Source organism: Peribacillus sp. (genome assembly GCF_059453735.1).
On sequence record NZ_JAZVJO010000001.1, the window covers coordinates 1 to 2,144 of the forward strand.

The 2,144-nt window shown below is 40.5% G+C and carries 2 protein-coding genes and 2 riboswitches; of the genes, one reads left to right on the forward strand and one right to left on the reverse strand.

All coding sequences use genetic code 11. The features are described from left to right. Positions 1-621: glycine cleavage system aminomethyltransferase GcvT (gene gcvT / locus AC52RT_RS00005; RefSeq protein ID WP_495538856.1), on the reverse strand; the 621-nt coding region annotated here is incomplete at its 3' end. A 77-nt stretch (positions 622-698) separates the two neighbouring features. After that, a riboswitch (glycine riboswitch) is annotated at positions 699-781 on the reverse strand. A 3-nt stretch (positions 782-784) separates the two neighbouring features. Next, a riboswitch (glycine riboswitch) is annotated at positions 785-873 on the reverse strand. Positions 874-1,117: 244 nt separating this feature from the next. Between gcvT and AC52RT_RS00010 the strand changes: the two genes are divergently transcribed. After that, the coding region (locus tag AC52RT_RS00010; RefSeq protein ID WP_495538857.1) for a DEAD/DEAH box helicase at positions 1,118-2,144 on the forward strand (1,027 nt) is incomplete at its 3' end.

Below are 2,144 nucleotides of genomic sequence, written 5' to 3' on the forward strand. Positions count from 1 at the left end.
GGCGTCATCACGATTACAATAAATTTCAAAGCCATCTTCCCCTGTGTAACCGGTCCTTGAAACCATTACTTTTTTCCCATTTAAATCGATATTTTCTTTAAAAGTAAAAAAGCTCATTTCACTTACATCTGTATTTCCTGCAAGTTTTTGCAGAATTGACTCTGCAAGCGGCCCCTGCAGTGCAAGTAACGCAATCTCATCTGACTTATTTATCAGTTCCACATCCTGAGTCAAGTTTTGCTGCATCCACTGAAAGTCTTTCTCAATATTAGAAGCATTTACTACGACCAGAAAATCATCTGCCGCTTTTTTATAAATCAGTAAATCATCAATCGTGCCGCCATTCTCATAGCACATTGCACTATATTGAGCACGGCCGTCTGTTAGCTTCTGGACATCATTCGTCATTATTTTCTGTAAAAAGGACAAGCTTCCAGGTCCTTTAACTTCGATTTCACCCATATGCGATACATCAAATAATCCAGCTTTCGTCCGCACAGTTTCATGTTCATTTTTAATGCCTGAAAACTGGACAGGAAGTTCCCAGCCGCCAAAATCAATGGTCTTCCCATTACTTGCTGCATACTCATTAAATAAAGCCGTACGTTTTAAATTAGTCAAAAAAATCCCTCCTTTGAGTTTTAGGTATCGCTTTAAGAACACACAAAAAAGGACAGAGAAGCCCGCTTGAGCTTTTTCTCTGTCCTGAAACCTGAAAGTTTTGCCTTAGAAAGGTTTTCCCCTTTGGTGGTCACGGTTCAGCCCGTAACACTCTCCAGAGTTGCGTCCAACAAGAGTTCATTTGCCTGAGAGATTCACTGCTAAGCTTGCTCCTTCGGCGCTACATGACGTAGTCTCTCCCCTTGTCTTCATCCGCATATAATATTTTTCTTAAAATAGTACATAGTAAGGAAATAACTTCGATTCCTTTAGTAAAGTAGTTTGAATTAATAGATAACAACTTAGATACTCCCATCCTACCATTAAGTCTATTTTTTATGCAATCATTTTTTGACTAAAAAGCATACACAAGTGAACGAAATCATAATTCACCTTTGTAACGTTCGCTTTTAATGAACAAACACAAAAAATCCTAGAAAAAAAGAGGATGAAAACGATGAAAATCCAAATATCATTTGATTCCGACTGGAGTAAGAAATTTTTACATAAAACCGCTGAAGATGGACCATGGGCTAACTGGGATTTGTATAAGCTTGCCATTGAAGCGGAAACGCATTTAGCTATCCCTGAGTTTAACGGCCTTCAAGCACCAAAACATTTACCGCAATTAAAGCCGCTGCCCCATCAGCTGGAAGTAGCCAGGCAGGTCGTGGAGACCATGCATGGAAAGGCTATCTTAGCTGATGAAGTGGGCTTAGGGAAAACAATCGAAGCTGGTTTAATATTAAAAGAATATATGATTCGCGGACTCGTAAAAAAAGTATTAATCTTGGTTCCCGCCTCCCTAGTCAGTCAATGGGCATTTGAACTAAATACAAAATTCCATATTCCAGCGGTGATTCAGCGAAAGAGCTACGTCTGGGACAGCTGCGACTGCATCGTCTCTTCTATTGATACAGCCAAACGCGAGCCTCACCGTGACATCATCCTTCAACAAGAATACGATTTAATTATTATTGATGAAGCCCATAAATTAAAAAACAATAAAACAAAAAACTATGAATTTGTGCAACGCTTAAAAAAACGCTTTTGTCTGCTTTTGACTGCTACACCAATTCAGAATAAAGTCGAAGAAATTTTCCATCTTGTCTCCCTGCTCAAACCCGGCCACCTCGGAAACGAAGCCCTATTTTCTGAAAAATATAAAGGCAAGGGCCGGCATGTTTTAGAAGATGAGGATTTGAAGCTGCTCGTTAATACCGTCATGATCCGCAACCGGAGGGCAGATACAGGGATTGAATGGACTAAACGACATGTCGAAACAACGGTCATTGACTTTTCCCCAACCGAACAAGCACTGTATGATGCAATCGTGGCTTTTAAACCCGGAGAACCCGGCAAAAGCAGCTCCTTTTCGGGGCTTACTCTTCAGCGTGAAGCATGCAGCAGCAGGGAAGCCGTTTACTATACCTTAAAAAACATGAAGGAGAAAGCCGAAAATCCGTCACCAGCTTACTTAGAGA